General features: G+C 73.1%; 19 protein-coding genes and 1 tRNA gene. 9 read left to right on the plus strand and 11 right to left on the minus strand.

Annotated elements, in window-relative coordinates:
* Positions 1–149 precede the first annotated feature (149 nt).
* Positions 150–1,265 carry an ADP-ribosylglycohydrolase family protein gene (locus ACFU7Z_RS09750; RefSeq protein ID WP_049656224.1) on the plus strand — a complete coding sequence of 372 codons (1,116 nt, stop codon included), beginning with the start codon at positions 150–152 and terminating at the stop codon, positions 1,263–1,265.
* A 171-nt stretch (positions 1,266–1,436) separates the two neighbouring features.
* Here ACFU7Z_RS09750 and ACFU7Z_RS09755 read toward each other — a convergent pair whose 3' ends face one another.
* The 3 genes from ACFU7Z_RS09755 to ACFU7Z_RS09765 all read right to left on the minus strand — a co-directional run bounded on the left by ACFU7Z_RS09755 (position 1,437) and on the right by ACFU7Z_RS09765 (position 3,888).
* The gene (locus tag ACFU7Z_RS09755) at positions 1,437–1,652 is read right to left on the minus strand and encodes a DUF397 domain-containing protein (protein ID WP_049656225.1); all 216 of its coding nucleotides are present in this window, start codon (positions 1,650–1,652) and stop codon (positions 1,437–1,439) included.
* A complete protein-coding gene (locus ACFU7Z_RS09760; protein WP_380666904.1) occupies positions 1,649–2,512 on the minus strand; it encodes a helix-turn-helix domain-containing protein in 864 nt (287 codons plus the stop codon). Before ACFU7Z_RS09760 ends, ACFU7Z_RS09755 begins: the two co-directional genes overlap by 4 nt.
* A gap of 635 nt (positions 2,513–3,147) precedes the next feature.
* Entirely contained in the window at positions 3,148–3,888 is a 741-nt protein-coding gene (locus ACFU7Z_RS09765) for a GPP34 family phosphoprotein (protein ID WP_049656970.1), read from the minus strand.
* 298 nt (positions 3,889–4,186) lie between these two features.
* On the opposite strand from ACFU7Z_RS09765, the gene ACFU7Z_RS09770 reads away from it, so the two are divergent.
* The gene (locus ACFU7Z_RS09770; protein ID WP_380777157.1) at positions 4,187–6,658 is read left to right on the plus strand and encodes a hypothetical protein; all 2,472 of its coding nucleotides are present in this window, start codon (positions 4,187–4,189) and stop codon (positions 6,656–6,658) included.
* Positions 6,659–6,752: 94 nt separating this feature from the next.
* Here the strand turns inward: ACFU7Z_RS09770 and ACFU7Z_RS09775 are convergent, their stop codons facing one another.
* Complete coding sequence (locus tag ACFU7Z_RS09775) at positions 6,753–8,291, minus strand: glycosyltransferase family 39 protein (protein WP_079271838.1); 1,539 nt, start codon at positions 8,289–8,291, stop codon at positions 6,753–6,755.
* Positions 8,292–8,531: 240 nt separating this feature from the next.
* Between ACFU7Z_RS09775 and ACFU7Z_RS09780 the strand changes: the two genes are divergently transcribed.
* The 4 genes from ACFU7Z_RS09780 to ACFU7Z_RS09795 all read left to right on the plus strand — a co-directional run bounded on the left by ACFU7Z_RS09780 (position 8,532) and on the right by ACFU7Z_RS09795 (position 15,123).
* A tRNA-Arg gene (locus tag ACFU7Z_RS09780) sits at positions 8,532–8,604 on the plus strand.
* Positions 8,605–8,868: 264 nt separating this feature from the next.
* Positions 8,869–10,545, plus strand: coding sequence for a PKD domain-containing protein (locus ACFU7Z_RS09785; protein ID WP_380777158.1), 1,677 nt, complete (start codon positions 8,869–8,871; stop codon positions 10,543–10,545).
* 133 nt (positions 10,546–10,678) lie between these two features.
* A complete protein-coding gene (locus tag ACFU7Z_RS09790; protein ID WP_380777159.1) occupies positions 10,679–12,355 on the plus strand; it encodes a PKD domain-containing protein in 1,677 nt (558 codons plus the stop codon).
* 299 nt (positions 12,356–12,654) lie between these two features.
* Positions 12,655–15,123, plus strand: a complete 2,469-nt coding sequence (locus tag ACFU7Z_RS09795; protein WP_380777160.1) for an FtsX-like permease family protein — start codon at positions 12,655–12,657, stop codon at positions 15,121–15,123.
* Positions 15,124–15,182: 59 nt separating this feature from the next.
* Here ACFU7Z_RS09795 and ACFU7Z_RS09800 read toward each other — a convergent pair whose 3' ends face one another.
* Both ACFU7Z_RS09800 and ACFU7Z_RS09805 read right to left on the minus strand, forming a co-directional pair.
* Positions 15,183–16,082 carry a carbon-nitrogen hydrolase family protein gene (locus tag ACFU7Z_RS09800; protein ID WP_380777161.1) on the minus strand — a complete coding sequence of 300 codons (900 nt, stop codon included), beginning with the start codon at positions 16,080–16,082 and terminating at the stop codon, positions 15,183–15,185.
* Between the two features lie 81 nt (positions 16,083–16,163).
* Positions 16,164–17,030 carry a phosphatase PAP2 family protein gene (locus ACFU7Z_RS09805; RefSeq protein WP_380777162.1) on the minus strand — a complete coding sequence of 289 codons (867 nt, stop codon included), beginning with the start codon at positions 17,028–17,030 and terminating at the stop codon, positions 16,164–16,166.
* Between the two features lie 425 nt (positions 17,031–17,455).
* On the opposite strand from ACFU7Z_RS09805, the gene ACFU7Z_RS09810 reads away from it, so the two are divergent.
* Together ACFU7Z_RS09810 and ACFU7Z_RS09815 are read left to right on the plus strand one after the other, a co-directional pair.
* Positions 17,456–18,427 (plus strand): sigma-70 family RNA polymerase sigma factor, encoded by a 972-nt coding sequence (locus ACFU7Z_RS09810; RefSeq protein ID WP_049654530.1) that lies wholly within the window; start codon positions 17,456–17,458, stop codon positions 18,425–18,427.
* 179 nt (positions 18,428–18,606) lie between these two features.
* Positions 18,607–18,834: a hypothetical protein gene (locus ACFU7Z_RS09815; protein WP_049654534.1), complete on the plus strand. Its 228-nt coding sequence runs from the start codon at positions 18,607–18,609 to the stop codon at positions 18,832–18,834.
* Positions 18,835–18,883: 49 nt separating this feature from the next.
* Here the strand turns inward: ACFU7Z_RS09815 and mscL are convergent, their stop codons facing one another.
* The 5 genes from mscL to ACFU7Z_RS09840 form a co-directional block, all read right to left on the minus strand.
* The gene (gene mscL, locus ACFU7Z_RS09820; RefSeq protein ID WP_049654529.1) at positions 18,884–19,303 is read right to left on the minus strand and encodes a large conductance mechanosensitive channel protein MscL; all 420 of its coding nucleotides are present in this window, start codon (positions 19,301–19,303) and stop codon (positions 18,884–18,886) included.
* A 30-nt stretch (positions 19,304–19,333) separates the two neighbouring features.
* The gene (locus ACFU7Z_RS09825; RefSeq protein ID WP_147409151.1) at positions 19,334–19,618 is read right to left on the minus strand and encodes a hypothetical protein; all 285 of its coding nucleotides are present in this window, start codon (positions 19,616–19,618) and stop codon (positions 19,334–19,336) included.
* Positions 19,619–19,900: 282 nt separating this feature from the next.
* Positions 19,901–20,212 (minus strand): FmdB family zinc ribbon protein, encoded by a 312-nt coding sequence (locus ACFU7Z_RS09830; RefSeq protein ID WP_049654525.1) that lies wholly within the window; start codon positions 20,210–20,212, stop codon positions 19,901–19,903.
* Positions 20,213–20,426: 214 nt separating this feature from the next.
* Positions 20,427–21,773 carry an MFS transporter gene (locus ACFU7Z_RS09835; RefSeq protein WP_375876003.1) on the minus strand — a complete coding sequence of 449 codons (1,347 nt, stop codon included), beginning with the start codon at positions 21,771–21,773 and terminating at the stop codon, positions 20,427–20,429.
* A 302-nt stretch (positions 21,774–22,075) separates the two neighbouring features.
* Positions 22,076–23,560 carry a potassium/proton antiporter gene (locus ACFU7Z_RS09840; protein WP_049654523.1) on the minus strand — a complete coding sequence of 495 codons (1,485 nt, stop codon included), beginning with the start codon at positions 23,558–23,560 and terminating at the stop codon, positions 22,076–22,078.
* Between the two features lie 239 nt (positions 23,561–23,799).
* Here ACFU7Z_RS09840 and ACFU7Z_RS09845 point away from each other — a divergent pair, with 239 nt between their 5' ends.
* Positions 23,800–26,520 carry a penicillin acylase family protein gene (locus ACFU7Z_RS09845; protein WP_049654521.1) on the plus strand — a complete coding sequence of 907 codons (2,721 nt, stop codon included), beginning with the start codon at positions 23,800–23,802 and terminating at the stop codon, positions 26,518–26,520.
* Positions 26,521–26,562 lie beyond the last annotated feature (42 nt).

A 26,562-nucleotide genomic window follows, 5' to 3' on the forward strand; every position in this document is an offset into this window, starting at 1 on the left:
GGACGGGGCGGTGAACTCCCGGGGACGGGTGCGCCGAAGTCCGGGGGACGGGGCCGGTCCGACCGGCTCTTCGAATACAGTGCGAGGGCGCGCGCCCGGCCGAGCGTCGCGCGGACCCCCACACGCCCGAGGAAAGGCGCCCCGTCGTGATGCCACTGTGGTCACGCGCCCAGCAGCAGGACTACCGCAGCCGGGTGCGGGGCTGTCTGCTCGGCGGTGCCATCGGCGACGCGCTCGGAGCCGGCGTCGAGTTCGAGTCGCTGGAGAAGATCCGGGCCCAGCACGGCCCGCAGGGCGTCACCGGCTACGTCCCCGCGTACGGGCGCACCGGCGCCGTCACCGACGACACCCAGCTCAGCCTCTTCACCGTCGACGGACTGATACGCGCCCACATCCGACGGGACACCGGCAGCTGGCACCCGCCCACCGACCTGCACCTGGCCTACCTGCGCTGGGCCGCCACCCAGCGCGACTGGGGCCCGGACGAGCGCCGCCCCGACCTCGGCTGGCTCGGCCGCGAGGAGTGGCTGTACGCCCAGCGCGCCCCCGGCCAGGGCTGCCTGTCCGGCCTCAGCGGGGCCCACGCCGAGCGGCTCGGCACCCTGGAGGCCCCCAAGAACCCGCACTCCAAGGGCTGCGGCACGGTGGTGCGGGCGGCGCCCTTCGGACTGCTCACCACCTGGGAGCCGGGCCTGGTGTTCCAGCTCGCGGTGGAGTGCTCGGTGCTCACCCACGGCCACCCCACCGGCTACCTCGCGGCGGGCGCGCTCGCGGTGATCGTCCAGTCCGTCGCCCGCGGCGGCACCCTGGAGGAGGGCGTCCACCTCGCGCTCGCCCTGCTCTCCGAGCGGTCGGCGCACGAGGAGACCACCGCGGCGCTGCGGGCCGCCCTGGACGCGGTGCGGGCCGGCGAGCCGTCCGCCGAGCGGGTCGAGGCGCTGGGGGAGGGCTGGGTCGCCGAGGAGGCGCTGGCGATCGGGGTCTACTGCGCCCTCGTCGCGCACGACGTCCGCTCGGGCCTGCTGCTCGCCGTCAACCACTCCGGGGACAGCGACTCCACCGGCGCGATCTGCGGCAACCTGCTCGGGGCGCTGCACGGGGACACCGCGCTGCCGCCGGGCCTGCTGGCCGGGCTCGAAGGGCGCGGGGCGATCCTCGAACTCGCCGACGACTTCGTGATGGAGCTGGTGCACGGCACCGAACTGCACGACCGGCGGACCCCGGAGGGCGCCAACTGGACCACCCGCTACCCGGTGGCGGGCTGAACCGGGGCCTTGTGAGCCGGAGTTGAACCGGGACCGGCCCGCGGGACCGGCCCTCGGGACCGGAGCCGGGCCGGGGCGGCCCCCGGAACGGGAGTTGCCCGTAGCGCCGGCCGCCGACGGGCGACGGACACCGCTACGGGCAACTGGTCCGAGTGCGGAACCGGAGGGGGGTCAGCCCGGGAGCTCGCCGAAGGCGCCGCCCGCCGCCGCCGAGGCGAAGGTGTTCCACGCCTCGGTCGAGAAGCGCAGTTGGGGGCCCCGGGGGTCCTTGGAGTCCCGGACGGCCACCTCCCCCGCGCCGGGGACGGCGATCTCCACACAGGCGCCTTGGCCCCCGCTGTGACTGCTCTTGTGCCAAGGGGTTCCGTACTCGGACGGGGTGATCATTCGTGGAATTCCTTCTCGATGTCGGCTATCAGCGACCGGCTCTCCGCGACACCGAGTGCGGCCGCTCTCAGGTAGTCGTACAGACCGGTATAGCGGCGCACGTCCGCCTCCTTCTCCAGGTAGAGATCGCTCGTCACACCTTCGAAGTAGACAACTGTGGAATCGGCTGACTCGGGGAACTCCAGCAGCGAGAATGTCCCGGTCATTCCGGGATGGGCGCCGTGCGAGAACGGGATCACCTGGATGGTGATGTTCGGGCGCTGGCTGAGTTCCAGCATCTGCCGCAGCTGCTGGGCCATCACCGCCTTGCTGCCCACCTCGCGGCGCAGCACCGCCTCGTCTATGACGGTCCACAGGCTGCCCAGCTGGTTCTCGCCGTGGACGCGCTCCTGGCGCTTCATCCGGACCTGCACCCGGCGCTGCACGGCGACCGCGTCGGTGTCCGGCTGGGTGCCCTCGACCACGGCCTGGGCGTAGTGCTCGGTCTGCAGCAGGCCGGGGACGAAGGAGGACTCGTACGCGCGGATCGAGGAGGCCTCGGCCTCCAGCCCGATGTAGACGCTGTACGGGGTCGGCATGTCGTTGAAGTCGTGCCACCAGCCGCGCTGGCGGGACTCCTTGGCCATCTCCATCAGGCTGGCGCGCAACTGGTCGTCGGGCACCTTGTAGACGTCGCAGAGGTCGCGCACGTCGCGCTGGCTGATGCTGCGCCGGCCGTTCTCCAACCGGCTGATCTTCGACTGGGAGACCATCAGCCGGCCGGCGACCTCCTCCGCCGTCATGCCGAGGCCCTCACGGAGTTTGCGCAGCTCCGAACCGAGGCGCCGACGGCGCACGGTGGGATTGACGTTGGCGGACACTTCGACCTCCGGCCGGACCTCTGGTGCTCGTTGGAACGGCAGTCCTCGGAACACTTCGGACATTGGGACCAACCCCCCTGACTTGGAGCAGCATGTCACCTTGGGCCAGGTCGGCGCCGGGGAATCACAGCAGCGCGGTAGAACAGATCATCGGAAAAGCACTTCCGCGAGACAGCGAAAGCCCCCAGGTGGTAATGCGGCTCGGACGACTCGGACAGGTACTGCGGAGGCCGTCCCCGGACCGGCCCGCACCTGCCCCGGCGCGTGCGGGGGGCGGGCGGTTGCCGGGCGTCCGGGGACGGCGAAGGGGCGGTCGCCGGGCGACTCGCGTCGCGGGGCGACCGCCCCTCGGTGCTGGTGGTGCCGGTGGTGCGTCCGGTGCGGCCGGTGCGCGTCGTGCTCCTGGCGCCGGTGGTACCGGTCGTGCGTCGGGTCGCTCAGCGCCCTCGGGCGGTGCGAGCGGGGCGGCGTACGCCGCCGGGTGCGCGGCCGTTGGCGTCGGACGCGCGACCGGTGCCGGCGGGCGTGCGGCGGGCGTGCGGCCGGTGGTGTCGGGCGCCGTGATGGCTGCCCGCCGGGCCGCGCGGACCGCCGCGGTCAGTGCGCTCCGCCGAGATCAGTGCACGCCGCTGTGATCAGCGCACGCCGACCCGGGAGGCGGGGACCCGCCCGCCCGAACCCCGGCCCGCCGTACGGGCGCCAGGACGGCCGGAAGCGGCCCCGGAACCCTGGGAAGAACGGTTCTGCTGAGCCGGTAGGCCGTTCTGCACGTCCATCACGGCGTGCGCGACCATCCCGCCCAGCGGGTCGTACCGGATCAGGTCGCGCAGCCGCGACCGCGAGGACCGGCCCTCGTTGCCCGGGTACAGGTGCTTGCCCAGGCCGACCGAGTGGGCCAGCGCCGCGAGCGCCGCCGTCCGCGGATCCGGCGGGACGCCGGTGCGGATCGCGGTGTCCAGCCGCTGCTTGATCGCGGCGTTGGTGCAGTCGTCGGACGCCTGGTACCGGGTCGTCGGCAGCACGCCGCACACCTGGCCCGGTACGGCCGTGACCATGCCGCAGCGCTCCAGGTGCGCCAGATACGTCTGCCGCAGCCCCAGCCGGGGCCCGCCGATCCAGTGCGCCGCGCGGACCGGACTGCCGCGTCGGCGCAGCAGTTCCAGTGCATGGTCGAGGGTCGGGTCGCCGGTCGGCCGTGCGAGCACGACGGCGATCCGGTCTCCCTCCGGTACGATCCGTCCGGCCAGGGACAGCTCGACGAGCTGGGCCCCGGCAAGTCCGAGGTCGAGGGTCTGCGGCTGCGCCGTGGTACCCGTGGTCGGGTCCAAAGCGAGCAGCAAGAGTTCCTCGGGAACAGTTCTGCGGCTCTTGCCCATCCAAGCCTCCCCGCGTGGATGAGAGACAGGGTGACGCCTCTCACACGGGCTTGTCGAGTACGCCTCCGAATCGTGACCTTGCGGTGAAGGCGCGGAACCGGCGGCGGCGGGCCCTGCGTCTGAGCGGTGAACAGACCGCGGCGCGGCCGGGCGACGACAATAAGCGCCGGTCGGGCGGGGTGTGCGCGGCCGGAACGGCCGCCGGTGGCGGAGACTGTACAGGTACACGGGGCGGGGCGTCGGCTTCCCGAAATCGGGTTCGCCGGTGCCCCGCCGGGCGTTGAGGAGGCTGGGATACGTGGGCGAGTCCCCCGACAGGGTGCTGAGGGACGGCGACGAGCGGCAGCGGGACCGCGAACCCGAACGGACCGGTGCGGCGGCCGGCGCCGCCGGGCCGGCCGGGGGCGGCTCCGGTGCGGCGGCCGACCGGGCGTCAGCCGCGGCTGAGACCGGGGCGACCGCGGAGACCTCCTCCGACGCCTCCTCCGACGCCTCCTCGGCCGCCGACTCCGGCACCGCCTCGGAGAGCCCCGCGGAGACCTCCGCCGAGGCCGCCCCGGAGGCGTCCGACGACGCCCCGGCGACGGCGCCCAAGGGCGGCTCGACCGTGCAGCTCCGCGTCCGGGATGTGGACAGCCGGACGACGATGCTGCGGCTGCCGGTGGACAACCGGACCACCGCGCTGCGGCTGCCCGAGGAGCTGGTGAAGGCTGCCGGCAAGGGGAGTTCCGAAGGTGGGGGCGAGGAGAAGGAGTCCTCGTCGGACACCGCGGAGGTGACGGAGTCCGCCGGGCGTCCGGTCGCCGCCGACCCGCGTCTCGCCATGCGGACAGGTGCCGCGGTGGCGGGGAAGGCCGGGGAGAAGACGGCCGAGCCGTCGGGGGAGACCGGCTCCGAGGGCGGCTCCGAGCCTGCCGCCGCACCGGTGGAGAAGGCGGCGGAGAAGCTCGACGAGCCGGCCGACGAAGCGGCCGACAAGACCGACGAAGCCGCCACGGCGGAGCCGGTCGAGAAGGCCGAGACGGTCGAGAAGGCCGCGAAGACCGAGAAGGCAGGGAAGGCCGAGGAGACCCCGGAGGAGACCGGCGACACCGGTGACGACGACGGCGCTCCCGCCATCGGCTCCGTGACCCTCGCGCTGACCAAGCCCGCTCAGCCCGCTCAGCCCGGCCAGTCGGGTCAGTCGGGCCAGCGGCCGGGTCAGGCCGAGAAGTTGGAGAAGCCCGCGCCGCTGCGCGCCTCCGCGGCCGCCGCCGTCCCCGGGACCGGCACCGTGCCGGAGCCGAAGCCCGAGCCCAAGCCCGAGCCCAAGCCGCTTCCCGAGCCCGAGCCGACCCCCGGTCCGGCGCCGCTGCCGAAGCCGACCCCCGAGCCCGCCCCCGTACCGGCGCCGAAGCCGCTGCCGGAGCCCGACCCGCGGCCGGTGCCGCCGGTCCCGCCGCTGCCCAAGCCCGAGCCGCTGCCCGCCCCGGAGCCGCTGCCGTCGCCGGAGAACACCGCCGAGGCGATGGAGGTCCTGGCCTCCCTCAACGCCCGCCCGGTCTCGCCGCTGCGGCGCGCCCTCAAGCGGGTCACCATCTGGACGGTCTTCCTCGCCGTGGTGCTCGGCGCGCTCGCGGTGGCCCAGCTGCTGCGTCCGCTGCCGGACCCCAAGCTGAAGATGACCGCCGCGGGCAGCTACAGCTTCTCCGGCGACGTGCTCGACCTCGCCTGGCCGGCCAAGGGCCAGTCCGCCGCCGAGGTGGTCGGCGTCGGCAGCCTCGGCAGCTCGGGCCAGGAGACGCCGTCCTCGATCGCCAGCGTCACCAAGGTGATGAACGCCTACCTGATCCTCCAGAAGTTCCCCCTGAAGAAGGGGGAGAGCGGTCCGAAGATCACCGTCGACAAGCAGGCCGCGCAGGAGTCCGGCAACGTCGACGAGTCCCGGGTGACCCTCACCGAGGGCCAGGTCATCACCGAGTACCAGGCGCTGGAACTGCTGATGCTGCCCTCGGCCAACAACGTGGCCCGGCTGCTCGCCCGCTTCCACTCCGGCTCCGAGGACGCGTTCGTCAAGCTGATGAACGACACCGCGACCAAGTTCGGCATGACCAACACCATCTACGCCGACCCGGCGGGTTTCAGCGCGGACACCAAGTCCACCGCCAAGGACCAGCTGAAGCTGGCCGAGCAGGTCATGCAGGACGAGATCTTCCGGCAGATCGTCTCCACCCCGGAGACCAACTTCAACAACGTGAAGATCTCCAACACCAACAACCTGATCAACCCGAAGACCGGCGTCATCGGCGTCAAGACCGGTTCCAGCACCCCGGCCGGCGGCTGCCTGATGTGGGCCGCCTACAAGGAGATCGGCGGCGTGCAGCGGCTGATCCTCGGTGTCACGCTGGGCCAGCAGGCCACCTCGCCCAACCCGGGCGACGGCATCCTGCCGACCGTGCTGAAGGTCAGCGGCAAGCAGATCCAGGCCGCGCAGAACGGCGTGACCGGCCAGACCGTGGTGAAGAAGGGCGACGTCGTCGGCTCGGTGGACGACGGGATCGGCGGCAAGGTCGCGGTCGTCGCGACCAAGGACCTGGTGGTGGCGGGCTTCCCCGGCATCTCCGGCACGGTCACCCTGGACACCTCGAAGATCGGCCACCGCGCGCTGGCCGGCACGGAGGTCGGCACGCTGCGGGTGGGCGCGGGCGAGGACAAGGCGGAGGTCCCGGTGGCCCTCCAGGCCGACCTGAACCCGCCGTCCATCCAGTCCCGGCTGCTGCGCACGCTGTGAGGCGCTGAGCGACTGAGGCGCTGAGGCGCCGACCGCGGGACGGAAGAAGGGGAGCCGGTCCACACCGGCTCCCCTTCTTCCGTTCCTTCGCCCCCTACACGTCCCGGTCGAGCAGCGCGAGCGTGAGGCCGCCGAGCGGCGTCACCCGGTCCGGGTCGCCGTACTGGGTGCGGAGCACCTGCGCCTGGTCGGTCGGCATCGCGCCCAGCGGGTCCTCGGTGTCGCCGAGGACCAGCAGCCATATCCGGGACACCCCGCCCAGGCAGTCCGCCGGCTGCGGGCAGGGCGTCGGGGAGAGGTCCTCGGCGTCGTCGGCGCTCTGCGCGACGAAGACCGGGAAGGGGACGACGTCCCGGGGCAGGTAGTAGCTGACGCCCGGCCAGGCCATCGCCCAGGCCTGGTCGCCCAGCGGGGCCGCCATCCCGTCCCCGGTGCGGTAGCCGGCCGCTATCTCCCGGGCCGCCGCCTTGAACGGCTCCTCCGAGCCGTTGTGCGAGTCCGCGTACCGGATCTCGGGCTGCTTCGGCAGCGCGACCACGGCCGGCGCCGCGAGCAGCCCGACCGTCAGCAGCCCGGCCACCGCGACGGCCCCCCGGGGTGCCCGGCCGCGCCGTCGGGCCAGGGCCGCCACCGCGCCGTACACCGCCCCGGCGCCGCCGCCGGCCAGCACCGCCCAGGCGGGCACCGTGAACAGCAGGTACCGCCCGAGGAAGTACGAGGTGTCGGTCAGCCGGGACACCAGCCAGACGCCCACCACCGGCAGCTCCGCGAGCAGGAGCGCCTGCCAGGCCTGGATCCGCCGGCCGGGCAGTGCCAGTGCCAGCAGCGCCAGCGGGACGAAGGCGTAGAAGACGAGGTCCGAGCCGAAGAGGCGCTCGCCGAAGTAGGCGAGGCCGCGCAGGGAGGGGGTCGGTATCCAGCCCAGCTGCCGGTCCGACTGCCGGCTGCCCAGGAGCACCACCGGCAGCACCGGCAGCGCCGCCACGGCGACCGCCAGCGGGTACTGCCACAGCAGCCGCCGGTCCGCCGCCGGACGGGTGCGCCACAGGTGCAGCGCCAGGAGCCCCAGCTGCCCGGCGACCGTGCTGAAGGAGACGAGGTGCCCGGCGCCGGCCAGCGCCATGGCCACGCAATACGGCGCCCAGCGCCGCCAGGTCGGCCGCTCCAGGGCCCGCAGCAGGAAGTACGAGGCCGCCGCGATCGCGCAGGTCACCAGCGCGTAGGAGCGCGCCTCCTGGGCGTACCGGGAGATCTCCGGGGGCACCGCGAGCAGCAGCCCGGCGCCGACCGCCGCCACCTTGCTGCCGAACAGCCGTCGGGCGGTGAGCGCCACCAGCGCCGCCGCCCCGGCCATCGCCAGCACGGAGGGTATTCGCAGGGAGAGCGTCGAGTCGCCGAACACCGCCGTCCAGCCGTGCATCAGCAGGTAGTACGCGCCGTTGCTGGCGTCCACGTGCTGGAGCAGTCGCAGCAGGTCGCCCAGCGAGCGGGTGGAGACCGTCCAGGTCGCCATCTCGTCCCGCCACAGGTCCGGCGTTCCCAGCCGGTACCCGCCCACCGCCAGCATGACCAGCGCGGGCCACACCCACACCTGCCCCAACAGCCGGCCCACCGGGCGCACAGCAGGTCTCATCGAGTCCTTCGTCTCCTTCACGCGACGCGCCGGGGCGGATCCCGCCCTGCCCGGCAGGCTACTTGACCCGCCCTGACACGCCGTCGGCCACCCGCACCCCCTCCGCCGCCGTGCGGCGCCTCCCGCGGATCCCGCCCGGTCCGCGCCGCCGCGGCCCGATCCGACAAGATCCACAGGACGCACCCCGAGCCCCAGCCCCGATCCGGTACGCTGTGAACGGCCCGGCAGCACGCGGGCCCCGCCTCAGTAGCTCAGGGGATAGAGCACGGCTCTCCTAAAGCCGGTGTCGCAGGTTCGAATCCTGCCTGGGGCACAACGAACACGCAGGTCACAGGCCCTCCGCCCATGTCGGGCGGGGGGCCTGTGCCGCTTTCCGGGCCGGCCGGGCCGGTCGGTTCCGCCGGTTCGCCGCACGGTCCGGTGCGGTCGTCCCGTCTGTTCTCCGTGCCGTTCACCGGCCGATGCCGGGAGGTGGCCGGATATTCCGCCGGGTCCGAACCTTTGTTCAGGTAGGCTCCGGTCCAGGCTTTTTTGAACTCGTTCAAGCACTGGGGGGCCGGTGTACCGTCACCGTTTCATGATCTCCACCGCCGTCGTCGCGGCAGTCGTGGGCTTCGTGCCCGCCGTGGCGCAGGCGGCGAGCCCGTCCGCCGCTCCCGGCGGGGCCGCGACCGCCACCGCTCCGGCCGCCGGGGCCGGGGCCGCGAAGGAGGCGGCCGCGCAGCAGGAGGCCGCCGTCGAGGCCGCCGCCGAGCGGTCCGCGAAGGACGCCGCCGCCAAGGCCGAGGTCAAGGCCGAGGCCGAGACCGCGCCGAAGGCCGCGGCCGCCGAGCCGTACTTCAAGGTGTTCACGGGTGCGTCCACCTCCAACGCGCACGGCATGGGCATGGCCGCCGGAGTCTCCACCGACCTGAAGTACGTCGTCGTCAACTACACGGTCGACTGGGGCGACGGCACCCCCGCGGCCTCGGAGCACGGCCTGGGCACGGAGGACGTGTTCCTCAAGCACAAGTACGCCAAGGCCGGTGTCCACCGGATCACGGTCACGGCGACCGAGCCGGTCAGCAAGCTGACCGACACCACCACCTTCGAAGTGGTCCTGGACGGCTCCGAGTTCACCCCGTACGCGCCGACCCGGCTGCTGGACACCCGGGACGGCACCGGGGCCCCGGCCGCCGGCGCGGTCGCCGCGTTCGGCACCACCAAGGTGAAGGTCGTCGGCAACGGCGGCATCCCGGCCGGGGTGACGGCCGTCGCGCTGAACATCACCGCGACCAACGCCGTGGCGGACGGGCACGTGATCGCCTACGCCTCCGGCGCGAAGCAGCCGACCACCTCGAACGTGAACTTCGCGGCGGGGAAGACCGTGCCGACGCTGGCGATCGTGCCGGTCGGCGCGGACGGGTACGTCGAGCTGGCCAACCGCAGCGGCGGCACGGTGGACCTGATCGCCGACGTGACGGGCTACTTCGCCAAGACCGCGGCCAACGGGTACACCTCGATGAACCCGGCGCGGATCGCCGACACCCGCGAGGGCAAGGGCACCGCTCAGGGACAGGCCGCCGGCCAGAGCACCTTCGAGGTGCAGGTCGCGGGTCAGGGCGGCCTGCCGGTCCAGGGGGTGGCGGCCGTGGCGCTCAACGTGACGGTGACGAACCCGCAGGGCTCCGGCCACCTCACCGTTTCCCCGAGCGGTGGACAGCCGTCGGCCACGTCGAACCTGAACTTCGAGCCGGGGCAGACGGTCGCCAACGCGGTGATCGTGCCGGTCGGCCCGGACGGCAAGATCAGCGTCCGCAACGGCTCCTGGTCCGGAACCGACGTGATCGTGGACGTCACCGGCTACTACAGCGCCGACGGCAAGGCCGCCTACATGCCGGAGGAGCCCACGCGGGCGCACGACGACCGGACCTGGGGCTTGGGGCTCGCCGGCCAGGACTACTACCGGCACTACGTGCCGCAGCTCTTCGGCTCGTTCGACTCCGTCGTCATGAACGTGACGGTGACCAACACCCAGGGCGGCGGGCACCTCTCCGTCGCGCCGGACCCGAACACGTCCGACGCCTACGGGACCGGCAAGGCCGTCCGGCCGACGCCGCCGGACTCCTCGGTCCTGAACTGGGAGAAGGGCGCCACCGTGTCGAACCTCGTGCAGGCGAGCCTCAAGAACACCGACACGATCGACGTCTGGAACCGGAGCTGGTCGCCGACCAACCTGATCATCGACGTGTTCGGCCGGTACGAGACCAGCTGACGCGACGTCATGCGCGGTGCGCCGGCCGTCCGCTCCCCGGGAGCGGGCGACCGGCTTCCCGTTTCGGCTCGAACTGCTGGTCAGGTAGGCTCCGGCCCAGGCTTTTTGAACTCGTTCAAGCACTGGGGGGCCGGTGTACCGTCACCGTTTCATCATCTCCACCGCCGTCGTCGCGGCAGTCGTGGGCTTCGTGCCCGCCGTGGCGCAGGCGGCGGGCCCGTCCGCCGCTCCCGGCGGGGCCGCGACCGCCACCGCTCCGGCCGCCGGAGCCCCCGCGGAGCAGGCCGGACAGGCCGCCGCGGAGCAGGACCTCGCGGCCAAGGGGGTCGGGGCCGCACAGCAGAAGACCGCGGCCGCCGCGCCGTCCTCGGCGCCGTCGGCCGCGCCGAAGTTCACCGTGGGAGTGGGCTCCTACAGCACCGACTCGCTCAGCGTGGGGGTCGCCACCGGCGTCACCACCGACCTGCCCAACGGCTCCATCGGCTACCAGCTCGACTGGGGCGACGGCAGCCCGGTCGAAACGGACGCGGCCAACGCCAGTGCGTACGGGCACTTCAAGCACACGTTCAGGAAGGCCGGCACCCACACGATCACGGTCACGGCGACCGACCAGACCAGCAAGCTGACCGCCACCACCACCGCGGAGGTGGTGCTGAACGGCTCCGAGTTCACCCCGTACGCGCCGACCCGGCTGCTGGACACCCGGGACGGCACCGGGGCGCCGTACGTCGGGGCCGTCGGCCCGAACGCCGCGACCAGGGTGAAGGTGGCCGGCCGCGGCGGCATCCCGGCGGGGGTGTCGGCGGTGGCGCTGAACATCACCGCGACCAACGCCGTGGCGGACGGGCACGTGATCGCGTTCGCCTCCGGCACGTCGCAGCCGACCACCTCGAACGTGAACTTCGCGGCGGGGAGGACGGTGCCGACGCTGGCGATCGTGCCGGTCGGCGCGGACGGGTACGTCGAGCTGGCCAACCGCAGCGGTGGCACGGTGGACCTGATCGCCGACGTGACGGGCTACTTCACCAAGGCGGCGGCGAACGGGTACACCTCGGTGAAGCCGGCGCGGATCGCCGACACCCGTGAGGGCAAGGGCACCGCGCAGGGGCAGGTCGCCGGCCAGGGCACCTTCGACCTGCAGGTCGCGGGTCAGGGCGGGCTGCCGGTCCAGGGGGTGGCGGCCGTGGCGCTCAACGTCACGGTGACGAACCCGCAGGGCTCGGGCCACCTGACGGTCTCGCCGGGCGGCGGGCAGCCGTCGGCCACGTCGAACCTGAACTTCGAGCCGGGGCAGACGGTGGCCAACGCGGTGATCGTGCCGGTCGGCGCGGACGGCAAGGTCAGCGTCCGCAACGGCTCCTGGTCCGGGGCCGACGTGATCGTGGACGTCACCGGCTACTACAGCGCCGACGGCAAGTCCGCCTACCGGCCGGTGGAGCCCCGGCGCGTGTGGGACAGCCGGTCGCTGTCCCTGCCGCTCAAGGGGCAGGACTACTACCAGCAGTACGCCGGGGGGATCGTCGGGCGGTCGGCCGAGGCCCTCGTCCTGAACACGACGGTGACCAACACCCAGGGCAGCGGACACCTCTCGGTCGCGCCGGACCCGAACGCGGCCGACGCCTACGGGACCGGCAAGGCCGTCCGGCCGACGCCGCCGGACTCCTCGGTCCTGAACTGGGAGAAGGGCGCCACCGTGTCGAACCTGGTCCAGGCGGACGTCAGCGGTGCCGACACCGTCGACGTCTGGAACCGGGGCTGGGAGTCGACCGACCTGATCATCGACGTGTTCGGTGTGTACGACAAGATCTGACGCCCGAGCGGCACCGCGCACCGGCCGTCCGCCCCTCCGGGGGCGGGCGGCCGTCGGCGTTCCCCGGACCGTCGGCGTTCCATGGGCCCTCGGATTTCCATGGGCCCTCGGCGTTCCCGGGGCTGACGGTGTCAGGGGCGGCGTACCTCTCCGGGAGGAGGAGGGGGCGGGAGACCGTCCGCCCACGGATTGATCATGAAGCAGACCTCGTGCCGATGGCCCGCGGCCGCTCCGCTCCTAGGCTCGTCGAGACCCCTGCCGGAGCACCGTACCGGCCAGGGTGGACGAGCCGGGGAACCATGACGACGTACCGATACACCGTGGCCGAACTGCGCGGCCAACTGCGCCAACTGCTCCTGAGCGGGGCCGCGATCGCGCTCGGGGTGGCCTTCCTGATCGCCTCCGTCAGCGGCAGCGGGGCACTGGTCGACTCCTTCAGCCAGACCGCGGCCGCCGAGGTCGGGCCCGGTGACATCCAAGTGACCGGGAAGACCGCGGCCGGCGGTCTGGACGCGGCGGCGACGGAGCGGGTGCGGCAGACCGCCGGGGTGGCCGCGGTGGCGCCGCGGCTGACCGGCAAGGGCGGCGTGCTGGCCGCCGACGGGCGGCCGCTCGACCGCACCGCCGCGGTCAGCGCCGTCGCCGAGGACCCGGCGCTGCGCTGGCAGCTGCTCAAGGACGGCCGCTGGCCCGCCGGACCCGGCGAGGTGCTGCTCGACACCGGGACGGCGCACCGGCTGGACGCCGCCGTGGGCGCCGAGGTGCACCTGGCCCGGGCCGACGGCACCACCGCCACCGCCCGGCTGGTGGGCACCCTGGACGAGCGGGGCGCCCCGAGCCTCGCCGGGGTCCCGATCATCGGCGTCCCGGCGGACGCGGTCGCCGGCTACGCGGCCGGCGCCGTCACCGACCGGCTCGACGTCCGGGTCGCCCCCGGCGCCTCCCGGGCAGGGACCGTCGAAGCCCTGCGCGCCGCCCTCGGCGCCGACGTCCAGGTGCACACCCACGAGGCCTCGGTCAACGAGGCGACCCGGCAGAGCAGCACCCTGTACGGCATGGTGCTGATTGCCGCGCTCTCCTTCGTCCTGATCGCCCTCGCGGTGGCGCGGATGGTGGTCGGCAACACCTTCACCGTGGTGCTCGCCCAGCGGACCCGCCAGCTCGCCCTGCTGCGCTGCGTGGGCGCCGACCGGCAGCAGCTGCGCCGGCTGATCCGCCGCCAGGGGCTGCTGCTCGGGGTGGGCGCCTCGGCGACGGGCGTGCTGCTGGGCGTCGCCCTCGGCGCGGCCGGCACCGCCGTGGTCGGCGGGCTCGACCTCGGCCCGGTGCACCTGTCACTGCTGCCCTCCCCGCTGACCTGCCTGCTGGCTGGGCTGTTCGGCGTGCTGCTGACCCTGCTGGCCGTTCGCGGCCCGGCGAAGGCCGCCGCGGCCGTGCCGCCGATCGCCGCGCTCGGCGGCACCCCCGCGCCGGCCGACGGGGCCGCCCGGGTGCGGGCCGCGGTGTGGACCACCGGACTGCTGGTCGCGGGCACCGCGCTGCTGGTGGCCGGGGCGGTGGCCCCGCCACCGCTGTCGCTGCTCGCCGTCACCGTCGGCGCCATCGCCAACTTCTTCGGGGTGCTGCGGCTCTCCCACCGGGTGCTGCCCGCCGTCGTCGCCGTGCTCGGCCGGCCCGCCCGGCGGCTCGGCGGTACGGCCGGGCGGCTCGCCACCCAGCAGCTGCGGCTCAACCCGGGCCGTACCGGGGCCACCGGCTCGGCGCTGCTGCTCGGCGTCACCGTGATGGTCGGCGCGGTCACCGCGCTGGACATCACCTCGCAGTCGCTGGTGCCCGTGGTGTCCGCGCGCCAGCCGGGGGTCTTCTCGGCGGCCGCCACCGGCGGCGGCGCCCTGCCCGCCGGGGCGCTCGGCGCGCTCGGCGCCGAGCACGGACTGACCGTGACCCCGGTCCGGTCCGCCACCGTCGACCTCGACGGCCGGCCCACCGTGGTCGCCGCCGTCGACGCCACCCGGCTCAACTCCTCGACGGACGACGTGGACCGGGCCCGCGCGCTCACCGAGGGCGGTGCGCTGAGCGGGCTCGGCGACACCGGGGTGCGCCGGGTCGGCGGCGTCGAGCTGCGGCTCCAACCCGGCCGCAGCAGCCTGCCGTTCACCCTGCAGAGCGGCGCCACCCTGCTGGTGGCGCCCGCGACCCTGGACCGCCTCGCCCCCGGCGCGCCCGTCACCACGGCCTGGATCAGCCCGGCCGCCGGCGAGGACCGGCCGACCGCCCGCCGCGCCCTGGACCGCGCCCTCGCCGACCACCCGCAGGTGACCGTCGCCGACACGGCCGCCCAGGCGGACACCCTGCGCTCCCTGCTGGACCGGCTGAAGACCATCAGCATGGCCCTGCTGTCCTTCTCCGTCGCCATCGCCGGCCTCGGCGTCGCCGCCACCCTGATGCTCAGCATCAGCGAACGCTCCCGCGAGATCGGCATGCTGCGCGCGATCGGGATGTCCCGCGAACAGCTCCGCCGGATGCTCACCCTGGAGGCGCTGCTGCTCTCCCTGGCCGGCGCCCTGGTCGGGACGGGCCTGGGGGCCGCCTACGGCTGGGCGGCCGCCCGTTCGATCACCTCGACGGTGGGGACGGTCGGCACCCCGCCGGTCCTGCCGGTGCTGGCCGCCCTGGGCCTGACCGTCCTGGTCGGCCTGGCCGCCGCGGTGCTCCCGGCCCGCCGGGTCGGGCGGATGAGCGCGGTGGCGGCGATGCGGGCCTCCTGACCGGGCCGGCAACCGGGTGCCCGGCTCCCGGCTGTCGGGCGGCCGGCCCGGCGGGGTGCTCAGGCCAGGGTGAAGCGGGTCCGGGGCGCGGGCGGCCGGCCCGTGGTGAGGGCGAGGTCGGCGAGGAGGGTCTCGGTCTCGCGGGTGGTGCGCAGGACGTCCGGGTCGAGGTCGACGACGACGAGTTCGCGCCGGTCCTCGCCCGCCTCGGCGATCAGTCGGCCGTCGGGGCCCCAGACCGCGCTGCCGCCGCAGGTGCACCAGCCGCCGGTGCGGCCGATGTGGTTGGCGAGCACCGTGTAGAGGGTGTTGTCGAGCGCGCGGGCCGGGAACCAGGTGCGGGACTCGTGGTGGCCGTGGCCCACGCTGAACAGCGCGCCGACCAGGTAGGCATGGCAGCCGTCGAGCGCTGCGGCGCGGGCGTGCTCGGGGAAGCCGGAGTCGTAGCAGACGCCGAGGCCGAGCCGCCAGCCGTCCAGTTCCACGGTGCAGCCGGCCGTTCCGGGGCGGTAGTGCTCGCGTTCGCTCTTGAACAGGTGCTGCTTGTCGTAGCGGGTGACGAAGCCGCCGTCCGGCCCGAGGACGAGGGCGGAGACGCGCAGGTCGTCGCCGTCCCGTACGGCGGCGCCGACGATCGCGGCGGTACCGGTCTCGCGGCAGGCCTCGGCGATCGGCGCGAGCCGCGGATCGCCGGGCTGGACCGCGTACCTGACGGGGTCGGCGCTGATCAGCTCGGGCTCGTAGCCGGAGAGGAACTTCTCCGCGAACAGCACCAGCCGGGCGCCGGCCCGGGCGGCCTCGCGGATCAGTCCGGCGGCCTGGGCGGCGTTGGCCGGTATGTCACCGGCCACGGCCTGGGCCTGGACGGTGGCGATCCGCAGCGGGCGCCCGGGGTAACCGGCCGGTGCGGTGGGGGCGTTGGGAGCCGTGGGAGCGGTGGGGGCAGGGGTGTCGGACATGGCCGCCAACCTAGCGCGACGGCTCTCGGCCGGGGTCGGAGTACCGGGGCGGCGAGGGCGGGTCAGCGGGGTGACGGCGCCTCAGCGCACGGCCTTGTCCGGCCGGTCGACGGGGTCGGACGGGTCCACCGGTTCGCCCGGGGCCCCTTCCCGCGCGCCGTGCGGTCCGTCCTCGTCCAGCGGGGCGGCGGTGCCCGAGGGGTGCCCGGCCGACACGAGGACCCGCTGTACTCGGGGCCTGGTACGCCAGTTGACCCGCCGTACGTCCTGGGCCAGCGCGCCGGGGCGCCACACCTGGATCACGGCGGTCACGGTGCCCAGCACGATCCCGGCGGCCAGCCAGCCGGCCAGCACGTCGCTGGGCCAGTGCACGCCGAGCGCGACCCGGGTCCAGCCGATGGTCAGCACCGTCGCCGCGGCCACCAGGCAGGCGGCGGTCCGGCCGCGCCGGCGGACCCGGTACCAGAGGAGGCCGACCAGGACGGCGCAGGTGATCGCCGAGGCCATGGCGTGCCCGGAGGGGAAGGACGGCCCGCCGGCGTGCGAGACCGGATCGGTGAAGGAGGGGCGGGCGCGGTCGAAGGACAGCTTCAGCGCCCACAGGACGCCCCAGCCGACGAGGGCCTGGGCGGCCACCCAGCCGGCCAGCACCCGGGCGCCGATCAACCAGAGCCACCCGGCGGCGATTCCGAGAAGCGTACGCATCGTGACGGTGCCGCCGATGTCGGAGAGCGTCTGCACCGAGGCGGTCCAGATCCGGTGCTCCCGGGCGTACGTGTGCAGTTCGCCGATCCACTCCTGGTCGAAGCGGGCGAGCGGGCGCCATTGGCCGATGACCAGGGCCGCCAGCAGGCCGAACAGCGCGGCACAGCCCAGCGCGAGCGCGGCGTCCCGAAGGAGACTGCGATTACGCGCAGTGAGGATGGTCGTGCTGTTGGTCAGGTGCATGGCTGACACCTTCCCAGTGTCCCGTGCCGAGCAAGGGCCGGAGTGATAGCGATTCGGCATCGTTTGTGCGGAGGACCTGCGTGCGCCGGGGTGTGGGCCGGGACGGACGGCGGGGCGCGCGGGGAACGTCGGCGGCCGTTCGCGGGTTCAACGGGTGGGCGGTGGCCGCGTGAGGGTCGAGTGAAGAAAACACTCCCGGAGCGGTCACCCGATGACACGGGAAGTGCCCGACCGGTCACCCAGTGTCCAGAACCGGGGTGAAAACCGGCAGGATACTGCATCGCCGGGAAGAATCTGAGTGACTTGGGAATGTTGTCCGGAATCTGTTCGTTGGATCGTTACGTGTGAGGCCCCGAGGGGCCCGCATTTCTTGCCCTCACGAGGCAGGCAGGCAGACCTCGGCAACACCAGCAAAGGGAGCAAGCATGGCCACCCGTGCCGTCGTTCGCGACAGGGCCGACCGGAGTCGCGCGGCCCGCCCGACCAACCTCGAGGCCGACCGCGACCTGGTCGGCATGTACCTCGACGAGATCGCCAGGACACCCCTGCTCGATGCCGCCGAGGAGGTCGAGCTCTCGCTGCGGATCGAGGCCGGCGTGTACGCCCAGCACATGCTGGACGAGGGCGAACTCCCCGACGGCGTCACGCGCGAGGAGCTGGAGGCGATAGCCGCCGACGCCGAGCGCGCCAAGGACGTCTTCATCCGCTCCAACCTCCGGCTCGTGGTCGCCGTCGCCCGCCGCTACCCGCGCAGCGGCCTGCCGCTGCTGGACCTCATCCAGGAGGGCAACGCGGGCCTGGTGCGCGCCGTCGAGAAGTTCGACTACGCCAAGGGCTTCAAGTTCTCCACGTACGCGACGTGGTGGATCCGGCAGGCGATCACCCGGTCCATCGCCGACCAGTCCCGCACCATCCGGCTGCCCGTGCACCTGGTGGAGGAGCTCGGGCGGATCCGGCGGGTGCAGCGGGAGAAGTCCAAGGAGCTGGGCCGCGAGGCGGAGCCGGCCGAGATCGCGGCCGAGCTGGACACCACCGAGGCCCGGATCAAGGACGTGCTGGACTGGGCGCGCGACCCGGTCAGCCTCAACATGTCGGTCGACGACGAGGGCGAGACCCAGTTCGGCGACCTCGTCGAGGACACCGGGGCCACGTCCCCCGAGGACGCCGTGATGGTCATGCTCCGCAGGGAGGAACTGGACGGCCTGATCGGGCGGTTGGACGACCGCACCGCCTCGATCATCCGCTCCCGCTACGGGATGGAGGACGGCCGTGAGCGCACCCTCACCGAGGTGGGCAAGCAGCACGGCCTCACCCGCGAGCGGATCCGCCAGATCGAGAAGCACGCGCTGGCCGAGCTGAAGAAGATCGCGGACCACGCGGGCTTCGAAGCCGCCTGAGAGGCCGCCGGGAAAGCAGCCTGAGGAAGCCGCTTGAAAGGCCGCCGGGGAAGCCTCCCGGCAGGCTGCCTGGACCCGCCCTCATCGGGCCCTGGTGCGAAGCGCCCCGCACCGGGGCCCGAGGCGTGCCACGGGGCTCTTAGGCTGGAGGAAAGGGACGAGCGGACGGAGTGGACGGCGTGAGCGAGCAGGGGCAGGAAAAGGACCGGGAGCAGGGCGGGGAACAGGAGCAGGAGCTCCGGAAGGCCGCGGCCGTGAAGGCCCGGCTGGTCTTCCGGGACCCGTTGGACCAGCAGTCCGGGGACGACACCGACGCAGGCTGGGGCGGCCGCCCCGGGGCGGGGGAGAGCGGTGGACGGGGGCTGGACTGGTACCTGAGCCAGCGCCCGCCGCACCACGGGGACTGAGGAACGGGGACCGGGGGAACGGGGACCGGGGCCGAACGGCGCCCGCCGGTCAGCGCAGCGGCGCGACCAGCGCGTCGCGGATCTCGGTCAGCAGTTGGACCTCCTTGGCCTCGGCCTCCGCCGCTTCCTCGGCGAGGCTCTTGCGGTGGGCCGCCAACCTGTTCATGGGCACGATCAGGGCGAAGTAGACGACCGCCGCGGTGATCAGGAACTGGAGCACGGCGCTGAGCACCGATCCCCACAGGATGAGGATCCCGGACGTGACCTCACCGGTCGGGCTCACCTCGCAGGGCCCCTTGAGGCAGGAACTGTAGGACGCGAGGTCCTTGGTCCCGAAGACTCCGACGATCGGATTGATCACGCCTTTGACGAAGGCGTTGACGATGTTGGTGAAAGCCGCGCCGATGACCACGGCGACGGCGAGTTCGACGACGTTTCCACGCAGCAGGAATTCCTTGAAGCCTTTCATGCCGCCTCGAACGACGAAGTCGCCTCCCGGTTACGGGTGATCTTCCGCAGCCCCGGACTGACAACCCGTCCGGCCCAGTGCGCCTCCCTGGGGCGGTGGCAGCCCGGCCCGCGCGGGCCCCAGTGCCAGCGCCGACGCCACCGCGAGCAGCACCAGGACGGGCACGGCGGCCCGCCGCCGCACCGCACTGCGCCAGCGGTGCCACCCGCCGCACCCGCGCCGGATCGGCGGGAAGCTCGGCAGCTCCTGCCGGGGCGGCACGGCGGGCGCGGGCAGTGGCAGCGGCAGGGGGAGGGAGAAGCTCGCGGTCGTCATCGACGCACCTCCGGGGTGTCGGCGGGCCGGCCCCTCGCGGACCGACCGGATGCCCACACGATGGGCGTTTCCGGCGAACTCGGAAAGCCCTTTCCCCAGGCCTGTGGACAACTCGCCCCTGTGGACAACTTCGTTCACTCGCCGGAGTGAGGTCGACCCCTCCGGGGTGACAGGGCGCCCGGGCGGGCATGCGAAAAGGCCCGCCGCCCCGCGTGGAAGCGGGGTCGACGGGCCTTTCCCTGGTCTACGGGCCGTCCGGGCCGATGGTGCCCGGCGCCGGGATCAGCTCGCGGCCGGAGCCGGGCTGGACGAGGTCGAGGAGCCGGAGCCCGACGACGTCGACGAGGAGGACGTGGACGCGGTGGACGACGTCGAGGGGGTCGACGACGACCCGGCGCCCACCGAGCTGCTGGAGGACGAACGGCTGTCGGTCCGGTAGAAGCCGGAGCCCTTGAACACGACGCCCACGGCCGAGAAGACCTTGCGGAGCCGTCCCTGGCAGTCGGGGCACGTGGTCAGCGCCTCGTCGGTGAACTTCTGCACCGCCTCCAGGCCGTTGCCGCACTCGGTGCACTGGTACTGGTACGTGGGCACTTGTCTTCCTCCTGGCACTCTCGCCTGATGAGTGCTAACGATGGTCAATGATGCGGCATTCCGCGGGATCAGTCCAGCGACCCCGGTGTGAGATCGGCCCCGGAGTACCCGTCGGCCGTCGTCGGCCCGGTTCCCGGACAACGCCCGCGCAGCCTCCGGCCGCCGTCGGCTCGGCACCGGCGGCCGGAGGCCTGGCTCCCGGCCGCGGCCCCGCTCAGCCCTCGGCGACACCCGCCAGCTGCATCGGACGCCCGCCCTCCGCGGTCCCCGCACCGGCGGTCTCCTCGCCCCGCGGCGCCACCAGCAGGTGCCGCAGCGAGGCCAGCACGACCAGTCCGAGCCCGGCCCCGACCACCGGCACCAGGAACCCGGTGGAGGGCCCGTGCCCGTCGATCAGCCGGCCGGCCGCCATCGAGCCGACCGCCAGCCCCAGCCCGATGGCGCCGGTCAGCCAGGTGAAGGCCTCGGTCTTGGCCCCGTCCGCGACCAGCGTCTCGACCAGGGTGTAGCCGCTGATCAGGGTCGGCGCGATGGCCAGTCCGCAGACCAGCCCGGCGACGGTCAGCGCGACCAGGTTGGGCATCGCCCACAGCACCGAGCAGCCCAGCACCAGCAGCGCGTAGCTGAACAGCATCCGCTGCTGCACCGGCCGCCGCCAGGCGATCACGCCGTACAGCACGCCGGCCAGCATGGAGCCGCCGGCGAAGATCCCGTACACGGTGCCGCCGGCGTCGTGCTGCCCGACCGAGTCGGCGAAGGCGTTCACCGAGACCTGCATGCCGCCGAACACCGCGCCGACCCCGAGGAAGGTCCCGGCCAGCAGCCGGACGCCGGGGGAGGCGAGCGCCGAGGCGCGCCTGGTGCCGGGCTGCGGCACGATCCGGGCCGGGGCGGTGCCCCGCTGGGCGGCGAAGGCCAGGCCGCCGACGAGGGTCAGCGCGGCCTCGGCGACCAGGGCGGTGGCCGGGTTGGCGAGGGCGGCGATGCCGGAGGCCAGGATCGGGCCGATCACGAAGGTGAACTCGTCCGTCACGGACTCGAAGGCGAAGGCGGTGCTCACCCGGGCCGCGGAGGCGTCGGAGGCGCCGTCGGCGGTGAACCTGGCGACCCAGCGGGCCCGGACCATCGCGCCGACCTGCGGCACGCTCGCACCGGCCGGCACGGCGGCCAGGAACAGGCTCCAGGCGGGCGCGTGGCCGAGCGCGAGGGCGATCAGCACGCCGACCGAGACGGCGTGCACCAGGACGGTCGGGACGAGCACCGAGGCCTGGCCGTAGCGGTCGGCGAGCCGCCCGGTCTGCGGCCCGATCAGGGCCTGGGCGACGGCGGCGACCGCGGTGACCGTACCGGCGGTGCCGTACGAGCCGTGGGTCTGCGTGACGAGCAGCAGGATGCCCATGCTGAGCATCGCGTACGGCAGTCGCGCGACGAGGGCGGGGGACAGGAACGTCCAGGCCCCGGGCGTGCGCAGCAGCTCGCCGTACCCGACGCGGGCGGGGGCGGGAGCTGCGGGGGTGGCCGCGGGGTGCGCGGCGGTGTCGACCGTTCGGCGCGCCGTCACGGTCGGTCCTTCCTGCTGCCTGGTAGCGCGGCAGGGCATGGTGTGGCCCCGACGGCGCCGAGAGTCGTCCTCTCGCGCGTCGACCGGGGTAGATACCGGGTCGGTCCGGCGTGGTGGCCGGGGGCCGGACCGCGGCCGCCGAGCGGTCGCGCCAACTCTGCGTCAGGCAGATGCTGGGGTGGTCTAGCGGTGGTTATACGGCGTGGTCGAACCAGCATACAGTTACGCGCGTAGATACCGCCAGCCCACCCCGGCCCGCAGGCCCGTCCGGGCCCCCTGGGCCGGGGCGGGCCCGGCGCCCGTCACCGCCCGTTCAGCCACCCCGCGAGCTTGCCGCCCTTGTCCACGGCCCGCAGCCGCCGTTCGGCGGCCTCGCCGACCTCGTCCGTGGTGACCACCAGCAGTTCGTCGCCGGCCCGCAGCACCGTCGCCTTGTCCGGTACGAAGGAGTTCCCCTCGCGCACGACCAGGGTGACCGCGGCCCCCTTGGGCAGCCGCAGTTCGCTGATCTCCACGCCGGACATCTTCGAGGTGGGGGAGAGCGCGACCGACAGCAGGTGTCCGTGCAGCTTCTCCAGCGGGGCGGACTCGATGCCCAGGTCCTGGCCCATGTCGCCCTCGTCGATCCGTAGCCGCTTGGCCACCCAGGGCAGGGTCGGCCCCTGGAGCAGGGTGAAGACGACGACCAGGATGAAGACGATGTTGAAGACGTCCTCGGCCCGGTGCGCGCCGGACACCACCGGGATGGTGGCCAGCACGATGGGCACCGCCCCGCGCAGCCCGGCCCAGCTCAGCAGCGCCTGCTCGCGGGCCGGCACCTTGAAGGGGGTCAGCGAGACCATCACCGACAGCGGCCGGGCCAGGAACACCAGCACCCCGCCGATCACCAGCGCGGGCACCACCGCGTCGCCCATGGTCTCGGGCGTGACGAGCAGCCCGAGCAGCACGAACATGCCGATCTGCCCGATCCACGCGAGCCCGTCGGCGAAGCCGCGGACGGCCGGGCCGTGCGGCAGCTTGGAGTTCCCGAGGATCACCGCGCTGATGTAGACGGCGAGGAAGCCGGAGCCGTGCAGCAGCGCGCCGCCGGCGTACGCGAGCACGGTGAGCGCCATCACGGCGATCGGGTAGAGGCCCGAGGAGGGCAGTGCGACGTGCTTGAGCCCGTAGGCCCCTATCTTGCCGACGGCCAGGCCTATGACGGCGCCGATGGCCAGCTCGGCGACGATCGTGCCGATCAGGACGTACCAGGAGTCCAGTTCCCCGGTGGTGGCGAAGGCGACGACCAGGATGACCACGGGCGCGTCGTTGAAGCCGGACTCGGCCTCCAGCAGGCCGGTGAGCCGGTGCGGCAGCGGGACCATCCGCAGTACGGAGAAGACGGCGGCCGCGTCGGTCGAGGAGACGATGGCGCCCAGCAGCAGCGAGGTGCGCCAGTCCAGGCCGACCAGCCAGTGGGCGCCGGCCGCGGTGGCGAACACGCTGACGCCGACGCCGAGGGTGGCGAGCACGGTCGCGGCGGGCATCACGGGCTTGATCTCGCGCCAGCTGGTCTTGAGGCCGCCCTCGGCCAGGATCACCACGAGCGCCGCGTAGCCGAGCACCTGGGTGAGCTCCGCGTTGTTGAACGTGACACCGATCCCGTTCTGGCCCAGTGCCACGCCGATCCCCAGGTAGATCAGCAGGCTGGGCAGCCCTGATCGGGTGGAGAGTCGTACGGCGCCCACCGCGAACAGCAGGATCACGGAGGACTCGAGCAGGAGCTGGTTCAGATGGGAGATGTTCACGCAGGGGCACCTCGGGCAGGCAGGGGCGGACGGGGTGTCTGGTGGTGCTGTGGGGTGACCCGTTAAGAAGTCGTCAATGCTCCCCTTGCGGATCGTTACGCAGTCTAACATTTTGCCATATCTTTAGCTTGGTCCCCCGTTCACGGTGCCCGGCCGACTCGGCCTAATGTGGTGCCCTGTCACGGCCGCAGGCCCTGGACACGCCCGCCCGCCCCGAAGTCAGGACCGCAAGGACCCAGATGCCCCGCTCGAAGAAGTTCCGGCGCGCCCGTCTGATCGTGATCGTGCTGGTCGTGCTGTTGGTGGCCGGTGCCGGCTACGGCGGCTACCGCGGGGTCTCCGCGGTTCGCGCCTCCTTCCCGGAGGTCGACGGCAGCGTGAAGGTCGCGGGCCTGAGCGCGCCCGTCGACGTCAAGCGGGACGCGAACGGCATCCCGCAGCTGTACGCCGACACCGACGAGGACCTGTTCCGCGCCCAGGGCTACGTCCAGGCGCAGGACCGCTTCTGGGAGATGGACGTCCGCCGGCACATCACCGCCGGCCGGCTCTCCGAGATGTTCGGCGACAGCCAGGTCGACACCGACACCTTCATCCGCACCATGGGCTGGCGGCAGGTGGCGCAGAAGGAGTTCGACACCAAGCTCTCGCCGGAGACCAAGAAGTACCTCCAGGCCTACTCGGACGGCGTGAACGCCTGGCTCTCCGAGCACCCCGGCGGCGCGAAGGCCTCGCTGGAGTACGGCCTGCTCGGCGTCGTCAACGGCGGCTACCGGCCCGAGCAGTGGTCCCCGGTCGACTCGGTGGCCTGGCTCAAGGCGATGGCCTGGAACCTCTCCGGGAACCTCCAGGAGGAGATCGACCGCTCGCTGCTGGCCCAGGACTTCGGCCCGGACAAGATCGCCGAGCTGTACCCGGACTACCCGTACGCCCGCAACGGCACCATCGTGAAGACCGGCGCGGTGACCGGCGACAACTACCGCCCCGCGGACGGCTCCCCGCAGTCCGGCACGCCCGCCGGAACGGCCGCCACCGCCCAGGGCGCGGCCACCACCAAGGCGATGCTGCAGAGCCTGACGGACCGGGTCGACGCGATGCCGCAGCTGCTCGGCCGCCCCGGCCAGGGCATCGGTTCCAACTCCTGGGTGGTCGCGGGCTCGCACACCACCACCGGCAAGCCGCTGCTGGCCAACGACCCGCACCTGGGCCCCGGCCTGCCCTCGGTCTGGTACCAGATGGGCCTGCACTGCCGGACCAGCTCCCCGGCCTGCCAGTTCGACGTCTCCGGCTTCACCTTCGCGGGCATGCCCGGTGTGGTCATCGGCCACAACAAGGACATCGCCTGGGGCTTCACCAACCTCGGCGCCGACGTCACCGACCTCTTCCTGGAGAAGGTCACCGGCCCGGAGACCTACCAGGTGGACGGCAAGGACGTGAAGTTCGACCTCCGCAAGGAGACCATCAAGGTCGCCGGCGGGGAGGACCGCACCATCACCGTCCGCACCACCCAGACCGGCGCCCCGCTCATCTCCGACCAGAGCACCGAGCAGCAGAACGTCGGCAAGTACGCCCCCAACGGCCCCTCCGCCCCGGACCGCGGCACCAGCGGCTACGGCGTCGCCCTGCAGTGGACGGCGCTCAGCCCCGGCAAGACCATGGACGCCGTCTTCGAGCTGGACAAGGCGAAGAACTGGGACGAGTTCCGCGCCGCCGCCAAGGACTTCACCGTCCCCGCGCAGAACCTGATCTACGCCGACGCCAAGAACATCGGCTACCAGGCCCCGGGCACCATCCCGGTCCGCGGCAAGGGCGACGGCACCCTCCCGGCGCTGGGCTGGGACTCCGCGTACCAGTGGAAGGACCCGATCCCCTTCAACGCGCTGCCGTGGAGCCTCAACCCCTCGGCCGGCTACATCGTCACCGCCAACCAGGCCGTGGTGGACCCGAGCTACAAGTACAACCTCACCAAGGACTGGGAGTACGGCACCCGCGCCAAGGAGATCACCGACCAGATCGAGGGCCTGCTCAAGAACAACGGCAAGATCTCGCCGGACGACATGCAGACCCTCCAGCTGGACAACACCAGCGTGATGGCCAAGACGCTGGTCCCGCTGCTGCTCAAGCAGCCGGTCAGCGACCCGTACGTGCGCGAGGCCCAGGACCTGCTGAAGGACTGGAACTTCCACCAGGACGCCGACTCGGCCGCCGCCGCCTACTACAACGGCGTCTGGCGCCAGCTGCTGATCCTCGCCTTCGGCCAGAAGTTCCCGGCCGACCTGCGGGCCAAGGACAACTGCCTGCTGGTCCGCCAGCAGGACGACCCCACCAAGCCGGACAGCGCCACCAAGATCGTCACCGAGTGCGGCACCCGCGAACCGGGCAAGGCCCAGCCGGACGGCGGCGACCGCTGGACCGAGGTCGTGCGCCAGCAGCTGGAGAAGCCCGACAGCTCGTGGTGGACGTACATCGACGACCAGCACAAGGAGCAGAAGGGCCTGGACAACCTGCTCCAGGAGGCGATGAAGAACGCCCGCCAGGAGCTGACCTCGCTGCTCAGCAAGGACGTCTCCACCTGGAGCTGGGGCCGCCTGCACAAGCTGGAGCTGCGCGAGCAGACCCTCGGCACCGACGACTCCTCGATCGCCTCCGGCGCGGTGCACAAGCTGCTCAACCGCGGCCCGTACCGGCTCTCCGGCGGCTCGGCGGCGGTCGACGCGGCCGGCTGGAACGCGGCGGCCGGCTACCAGGTGGACTGGATCCCGTCGATGCGCATGGTGGTCGACCTGAACGACCTCGACTCCTCGCGCTGGGTCAACGTCGGCGGCGCCTCCGGCCACGCCTTCCACGACAACTACAACGACCAGACCGACCTCTGGCTCAAGGGCAAGCTGCTGACCTGGGCCTACACGCCGGACGCGGTCGAGAAGGCCACCAAGCACAAGCTGGTGCTCACCACCGGCTGACGCCCGTACGGCCCGGACACCGGCGGCCCCGCTCCCCCCGAG

This window comes from Kitasatospora sp. NPDC057518, assembly GCF_042802075.1.
In the GTDB taxonomy this organism is placed as follows: Bacteria; Actinomycetota; Actinomycetes; order Streptomycetales; family Streptomycetaceae; genus Kitasatospora.